The sequence below is a fragment of the Dysgonomonas sp. ZJ709 genome, assembly GCF_011039195.1.
In the GTDB taxonomy this organism is placed as follows: domain Bacteria; phylum Bacteroidota; class Bacteroidia; order Bacteroidales; family Dysgonomonadaceae; genus Dysgonomonas.
The window spans coordinates 45,691-52,555 of sequence record NZ_JAAKEM010000026.1 but is presented as its reverse complement, the minus strand read 5'-3'; the positions used below and the strand labels follow the sequence as shown (position 1 = coordinate 52,555).

General features: G+C 38.0%; 9 protein-coding genes and 1 pseudogene. All 10 read left to right on the top strand.

Annotated elements, in window-relative coordinates:
• Positions 1-133: 133 nt before the first annotated feature.
• Positions 134-370: pseudogene (locus G7Y56_RS18885) on the top strand (tape measure protein); the annotation flags it as partial.
• Between the two features lie 842 nt (positions 371-1,212).
• On the top strand, positions 1,213-1,851 hold the full coding sequence (locus G7Y56_RS14835) for a DUF6046 domain-containing protein (RefSeq protein WP_165044650.1): 639 nt from the start codon (positions 1,213-1,215) through the stop codon (positions 1,849-1,851).
• Positions 1,852-1,854: 3 nt separating this feature from the next.
• The gene (locus G7Y56_RS14830; protein WP_165027102.1) at positions 1,855-2,847 is read left to right on the top strand and encodes a hypothetical protein; all 993 of its coding nucleotides are present in this window, start codon (positions 1,855-1,857) and stop codon (positions 2,845-2,847) included.
• Positions 2,844-3,353 carry a hypothetical protein gene (locus G7Y56_RS14825; protein ID WP_165044648.1) on the top strand — a complete coding sequence of 170 codons (510 nt, stop codon included), beginning with the start codon at positions 2,844-2,846 and terminating at the stop codon, positions 3,351-3,353. The genes G7Y56_RS14830 and G7Y56_RS14825 overlap by 4 nt, the downstream gene beginning before the upstream one ends.
• A complete protein-coding gene (locus G7Y56_RS14820; RefSeq protein WP_165044645.1) occupies positions 3,353-3,679 on the top strand; it encodes a hypothetical protein in 327 nt (108 codons plus the stop codon). The genes G7Y56_RS14825 and G7Y56_RS14820 overlap by 1 nt, the downstream gene beginning before the upstream one ends.
• The gene (locus tag G7Y56_RS14815) at positions 3,672-3,944 is read left to right on the top strand and encodes a hypothetical protein (protein ID WP_165044643.1); all 273 of its coding nucleotides are present in this window, start codon (positions 3,672-3,674) and stop codon (positions 3,942-3,944) included. Before G7Y56_RS14820 ends, G7Y56_RS14815 begins: the two co-directional genes overlap by 8 nt.
• Before the next feature lies 1 nt (position 3,945).
• The gene (locus G7Y56_RS14810; protein ID WP_165044641.1) at positions 3,946-4,815 is read left to right on the top strand and encodes a nucleotidyltransferase; all 870 of its coding nucleotides are present in this window, start codon (positions 3,946-3,948) and stop codon (positions 4,813-4,815) included.
• Positions 4,816-4,940: 125 nt separating this feature from the next.
• The gene (locus G7Y56_RS14805) at positions 4,941-5,291 is read left to right on the top strand and encodes a hypothetical protein (RefSeq protein WP_165044639.1); all 351 of its coding nucleotides are present in this window, start codon (positions 4,941-4,943) and stop codon (positions 5,289-5,291) included.
• A complete protein-coding gene (locus tag G7Y56_RS14800) occupies positions 5,288-6,316 on the top strand; it encodes a hypothetical protein (protein WP_165044637.1) in 1,029 nt (342 codons plus the stop codon). Before G7Y56_RS14805 ends, G7Y56_RS14800 begins: the two co-directional genes overlap by 4 nt.
• A 2-nt stretch (positions 6,317-6,318) precedes the next feature.
• A complete protein-coding gene (locus G7Y56_RS14795) occupies positions 6,319-6,864 on the top strand; it encodes a hypothetical protein (protein WP_165044635.1) in 546 nt (181 codons plus the stop codon).
• The last annotated feature ends 1 nt before the right edge of the window (position 6,865 follow it).

The window sequence follows — 6,865 nt, the reverse complement described above, 5'->3', positions numbered from 1 at the left end:
AGGAATTTATAATGTTAATATTTGTTAGTAAAATGCAGGGCTTTATTAGAAGCTCTAGCGGATTTTACTTAACCGGTGGTATACTTTTCAATTATTTTAGTGGACTACTTTTCAATTATATTATACATTACAAAGTCTTACACTGGCATTCTCACAAATTAAAGCAGCCGGGAAATTAACCGGTCAGGATTTACTCCAGTTAGTTAATGCCGGCTTTAATCCACTTGAACAAATATCCAAGACAACGGGTAAAAGCATCGGTCAGCTGAAGGAACAAATGGAAAAAGGTTTAATACCTTTTGCAGCCGTACAACAGGCATTTAAACAAGCAACTTCTGAAGGTGGTCGATTTGATAATATGCTGGGTAAAATAGCTGAAACACCAGCCGGCAAAGTTCAGCAATTATCTGGTGCATGGGATGAATTTAAGATAAGTGCCGGGGCTGCATTAATGCCTTTGGTATCGATGGCTCTGGATTTTGCATCCAGTATCTTACCTATTATTGAAGGTGTAATACCACCACTGACAACAGGCGTACAAAATATTGTCGGTTGGATACACCAGGCATCAGGTAGTACAGGAGTCTGGATGTCTTATCTAACACCCATAGTGGATTTGTTTAGAAACCACTATTTACCCTTACTAACAACAACCTGGAATGTAATAAAAAACATAGGCATGAAACTCGGTGAATTTGTGTCCAGGTCAGAACTATTAAAGGATATATTTAGTGCTGTAGCTACTTTTGCCGGTATGCTCTATGATGTAGTTAGTTTCTTAGTGGAAAGCTTGGGTTGGTTATTTGACAATGTTGTAATGCCTATTCTTAATGGCATTGAAAGTGCTTACCGGTTTCTGAAAGGTAGTGACAATAAGGGTAAAGCATTAACCCCGGACAAACCAGATAAACCACTCCCAACTAGACCGGACAAACCGGATAAACCTTCAGGCATTACACCGACAACAGTTTTACAACAATCAGTAACACCAATCGTGCCAGCCTCTACTTATGATCCAAGCGATAAAATTAAAGGTGTTGCCGGGGGTGGATCCAGACCTACTAACATAACGGTGAACTTAAATAAAGAAATGGTAGGGCAAATAACAATCAATCCGGTTACAATGTCTCAAGGTGCCGATGAAGTAAAGACTTTGATGATGCAAGCGTTAGCTCAAGTATTAAATAGTGCCAATAGATTAGCTTTTGAATAATGGAAAACGGATATCGATTTAACGAACATGATTTAGCAGATATATTTAGAAGTGTCTGGGGATATACGGCACCTCCGTTCTTATTCTCTTTACAGTCTATGATCGAGAATGCCATATTCAAGAAGCATACTTCATCTGATGAATATAGTTTTGATCCGGTACCTGAAAGACGTGAGTACAGTCGATTATCAGTTCCATATTATGCCAATAATAACAACGGTAATGAAATGTTTCTACCTATCTGGCTGATCCGACCAGATCGTAGCCAAATGCTACTTCAAAATACAGTTTCATCGTTTACTAATAAAAAAACAATAGTGGAAACACCATTGGTAAACAGACAGGGAACTGTAAAAGAGGAAATATCGGTTAATGATTGGGATATAAATATAAAAGGGCTGATAGTATCTATTGATATGGATTATCCTGAAGATGATGTAACAGCACTAAAAGAATTATATGATTTAGGCGTTGTTCTAGGTATTCAGAATGTACGATCAGCCATAGTGTTGAAAGATACTTCTGAACAAGTAGTTATTCGTTCTTTAAGATTTCCTGAAATAAAAGGCATGCGAAACGTACAAGCGTTTGAAATGGATTTATCGAGCGACATACCATTTGCACTGAAAATCGAATAGGCAATGTATTTGAAATTGGAAGGACATATAGAGATAGTAAGGGCTGATGGAAAAAAACTGACATTCGGGGCTTTCAATTCAGTGGAGATCGAGATTGATATGTTTAAGATCAATTCTTCCTGTAAAATAAAGTTACCTACATCATCCCGGTTGCAGTTCAACAACGGCAAATATGGTCAGATAGTCCAAACGGCAAAGCATTTTGCTAGAGGAGACAAGATTGTAGTTAAGCTTGGTTACAATGGTGAGCTTGAAAAAGAATTTACCGGATTTATTTCCAGGTTAAACTATACTACTCCTTTAGAAGTAGAGTGCGAAGGGTACGAATTTTTATTGCGAAGCCCATGCGAAACTAAAACATGGACTAAAACGACAATGAAAGAAGTTGTCCAGTATATTATCAAAGATACCGGCATTGTGCTGAATGATAAGATTCCTGAAGTGAATTTTACAAGATATATTATTCCGGCTAATATGACACGGCTCGAAGCATTGCAGATGGTCAAAGAAAAGTATGGTATGACTATTTTCTTTACTGATAATACATTGTATGCCGGATTAGCATACACTATCGATCACGGTGTTGTAAAATACCGGCTAGGATGGAATACAATAAAGGATGATGATCTCAAATACAGAAACGCTGATGATGTGAGGCTTCGTATTAAAGCGGTTTGGATTAAACCGGATAATACAAAAATTGAAGCTGAAGTGGGTGATCCTAAAGGAAGTTTGAGAACCTTGTTTTTCTATAATGTATCCAGTAAAAGCGAACTGGAGAAGCTGGCAAAAGAAGAAATAAAGAAATACCGGTATTCAGGATATGAAGGTAAGATAACGACTTTTTTACAGCCATTTGCTAAACCAGGTATGAAAGGTGAGTTGAGTGACCCTAAATATGCTGAACGTGATGGTACGTATTATATAACCTCGACAAAAGTAAAAGCCGACAAGAGTGGTGGACGTCGAACCGTTGAATTTACTATAAAGATATGACAATCGAACAACAAGTATTAAGAGGTTTAAAGAACCTTAGTGATAAAGGTGAAAGTACATTCATCGCTAACGTTGTAAACAACTATCCTGATAAGGATTTTGTGGATGTTAAAGATTTGAACGGTACGCTTTATCCCGGTGTTCGTAAACGCGCTTCACTCTCTGAAGCTACAGCCGGGATAATTATTACACCAGCGTCCGGATCATCGGTTATTGTAAGTCGAATTGGTAACTCTGATGAGTTATTTATTGAGATGTGGTCAGATCTGGAAAGTGTTATTATCGATGGTGGTAAAAATGGTGGTCTATCGATCACACCGGAACTTGTTACTCAGTTGGCTAAACTAACAGCGCGTGTCGATGGGATAATAACAGCTATTAAGAGTGGTGTGCCGGTTGCGAGCGATGGAGGTGCTGCATTGCAAACAACGATAGTAGCTAACCTGGAGAAGTTGACTGATAAAGAAAACTTTTCCGGTATTGAAAATAAAAAGATTAAACACTGATGGCAAACAGGAGTACAGGCATATTGTTAGATGATACCGGCGACATTGCAATCGATGTCAGACGTGATTCAAATGGATTGATAACAGGCGGTTTGGTAATAGGTGATGTGACAAATCAAAACCAACGCACTATTCTAACATCCGAAAAAGGAGAAATTAAACCCTCTCTTTTACTTGGTGTCGGTATTGCTTCATTCCTGGATGATGATGAGCCTTCTCTACTACTTCGCGAAGTTCGTGTAAATCTTCGCGATGATGGTCAAACTGTTAATTCGTGTGGATTTAATCCGGAAGGTAAACTTGTAATAATTGGCGGGTATGATTAAAGTAAAGGATAATCAGACATTAATAGATGTCGCTATTCAGGCATCCGGATCCATAGAAGGGATTTTCGATCTGGCTGTAAAAAACGACTTGAGTATTACCGATTATTTGGAACCGGGACAGGAGCTTGTGGATCCGGACATAATAGAACGACAAATAACTGATTTCTTTTATGTAAAAGGTCTTATCCCAGCTACAGAAGATAGAGGATTACTCCAGGAAGGTATAGAGTATTGGTACATTGAATATGATTTTATAGTTAGTTAATATGGCTAGAACAATAAACGAAATATATAATGAGATTACAGATAGTTTTATTTCTATCAGTATAATTAAAGTGTTTTATGGACTTGAAGATAATAAAACCTTTAGCGATCAGTTCTCACCTTCATCACTTGAGGCTACTCTGTTTTATCATGTGGCATCTGCTATATGGACGCTTGAAAAGCTTTTTGACCTTCACCGGATAGAAGTAAATAATATAATTGGAAATCTCAAACCAGGTACAACCCGATGGTACGCTAATATGGTTAGGTCTTTTCAATTTGGATTTAATTTATTGCCCGATTCTGATCAGTTTGATAATACCGGGCGTACAGATCAAGAAATAACACAGAGTAAGATCGTGGCTCATTCAGCGGTTGTAGAACGTGATAAAAAGCTGATTATTAAAACTGCTAAATCGAATGGTAGCGACTTGGAGCCACTAAGCAAAGACGAGAAAACAGCACTGGATGAATTTATAGAACGGTTTCGATATGCCGGTGTCGATGTAGAAAGCATAAGTGAAAAAGCCGATCAGCTAAAGCTGGCACTGGATATATATTACAACCCATTGGTTCTAAACTCACAAGGTCACCGCCTAGACGGTACTTCCATGACTCCTGTAGGAGATGCTGTTCGCGCCTATCTAAGAATTTTACCCTTTAATGGTGAGTTGGTTCTTGCTTTTTTAACTGACGCTTTACAGCAAGTAGATGGCGTGGTTATTCCTCATGTTGTATCAGCCTGGTATAAATATGGAGCGTTGGACTGGTTGAATATCAGTGTAAAATATCAACCTTATTCCGGTTATCTGCGTATAGATGATGCCAATCTAATAATAAATTATATACCTCAAAGTGAAATATTACAATGAAATACTTTAATATAAATTATATAAGGCTGATACAGCAGCTACTGCCTGTTGTTTTCCGAAAGGAGTTGATAATGGCTTTTTTAAGAGTATTAACATCTCCAATAAGCCGGCTACATAATCTCTTTATGCAAAATAGGTCTGCTAATATTTATCACCTAGGTATAACAGGACAAATATGTTATCTGGAGAAAGTTCTGAATGATCGGTTTGATTCAAGTCAACGGCGTATATATATAAGTAATGGTAATTTTTTCGACCAGGTATATATATTCACTCAAGATGAAGAACTAGACATTTTTATAGATGGTGAAGGTGGAGAAGACCTTTATCTTTTTACAGAACAGGAATCCGGATCCGAAAGTGTAGACTTTATTGTAAATGTACCTCTCGATCTACAATATAATGATGCTGAAATGAAAGCAATAATAGACATGTACAAGTTAGCTAGTAAAACATATAAAATAGATAAAAAATGATACATAAAGGTTTTGATTTTAGTCAACTGGCTGGATTTCCTTTTAATCAAGCCAGACTCCAGTATATGCAAGAAGCATATACCGATATTGTTAAAGGTTTAGTCTCCCATGCCGGTGGAAATGTTATCTTATCAGGATGTGTTGTTTCCGGAACGAATGTTACTGATGGGTGGGTCATTGTCAATGGTGAATTATTACCATTCTTATCATCATCGACCGGAACACAGACTACTTTTATGATTCGTCAAACGACAACACCTCTAAAATTCAAAGATGGTGAAAACAGGAATGTACAGTTTAGCCGTTTTTGTCAATTCGGATCGGGTACGGGTGCGATTGCATGGTCGAGCCTTACCCGCTTAAATTCGTTGCTGACAATCTCTAATCACGTTAATAGGGTTGATAATCCGCATGGAACGACAAAACAACAGATACAACTTGGAAATATACCGAATGCTATAACAGACGATCCGAACGTGTCGAATAGTGCTGTTTTAGCAACGAGTAAAGCGGTTAATACTGTTAATGTTGCTTATAAAGCTGCTGACACCTCAAACGCAAGTCTCGCCGCCGCCGCACTCAAAGCGCATACAGATAATAAAGCCAACCCGCACGGAGTAACAAAACAACAGATACAACTTGGGAATATACCGAATGCTATAACAGACGATCCGAACGTGTCGAATAGTGCTATTTTAGCAACAAGTAAAATGGTTGGCGCGGCATTCGCAAAAACGAACAATGTCTTTAAATCGGGTGTTGAGAAAATAGATTTAAGTAAAACTATACTTAAAATAAAAATAGGTGATAACACACTAGACTTTTCGCGTTTTCTTTTGCTAGTCAAACTAAACTTTGTGCGACAAGGATTTACAACCACTATGGATTATTTGGTTACGCATGATGTCGAGGCTGGAATCTCTCGCATCTTGAATGGCGACACTTATCTCGATATAACTTATGATCCAAGTAAACTTGGTCTCGGTGATAACTATTATGCAATGTACACAATCATACGTCTTTAATTATGGCAACAACGGATATAAATACGATAAAAAGCTGGTTTACGCGTGGCTCAAAACCTTTGGCGGCTCAATTTTCCGCATGGCTTGATTCCTTTTGGCATAAAGACGATCCTATCCCGATCGAAAACATTGATCGGCTGGATGATGTTTTAGGCAATTTCGCCACGACCCAGCAATTAGATAATACACTCACAGAAGTTAACAGGGTTGTAGGTAATGCGCTCACAGAGGTTAACAGGGTTGTAGGTGATGCGCTTGAAAAATTGGACGATGCCGCGTCGAGTCTGCAATTAGAGCGCCGTATATCTTTCGGAATGGAAGACAATACAATGAGTATGTTCTTTGCAGAGGCGCTTACCATCTACAAAATAGCTGGTATCAATGTAAATTCGTTGGAATTGGTAATAAATAATGTTGCTCAAATCGTTGCAGTGAACCAAACGATTGATTTTAAAATACCAGCAAACGCGGTGGTAACATTTTCAGTAACCCGACAAACAATTGATAATGATTTGTTTCTTTATCTGTTTGGCAAAATAACAATGTGAT

Bases quoted from the DNA above. Each gene is read 5' to 3' on its own strand.
- G7Y56_RS14830 (WP_165027102.1), top strand. From the start codon at position 1,855: ATGTATTTGAAATTGGAAGGACATATAGAGATAGTAAGGGCTGATGGA.
- G7Y56_RS14800 (WP_165044637.1), top strand. From the start codon at position 5,288: ATGATACATAAAGGTTTTGATTTTAGTCAACTGGCTGGATTTCCTTTT.
- G7Y56_RS14810 (WP_165044641.1), top strand. From the start codon at position 3,946: ATGGCTAGAACAATAAACGAAATATATAATGAGATTACAGATAGTTTT.
- G7Y56_RS14805 (WP_165044639.1), top strand. From the start codon at position 4,941: ATGCAAAATAGGTCTGCTAATATTTATCACCTAGGTATAACAGGACAA.
- G7Y56_RS14795 (WP_165044635.1), top strand. From the start codon at position 6,319: ATGGCAACAACGGATATAAATACGATAAAAAGCTGGTTTACGCGTGGC.
- G7Y56_RS14815 (WP_165044643.1), top strand. From the start codon at position 3,672: ATGATTAAAGTAAAGGATAATCAGACATTAATAGATGTCGCTATTCAG.
- G7Y56_RS14825 (WP_165044648.1), top strand. From the start codon at position 2,844: ATGACAATCGAACAACAAGTATTAAGAGGTTTAAAGAACCTTAGTGAT.
- G7Y56_RS14820 (WP_165044645.1), top strand. From the start codon at position 3,353: ATGGCAAACAGGAGTACAGGCATATTGTTAGATGATACCGGCGACATT.
- G7Y56_RS14835 (WP_165044650.1), top strand. From the start codon at position 1,213: ATGGAAAACGGATATCGATTTAACGAACATGATTTAGCAGATATATTT.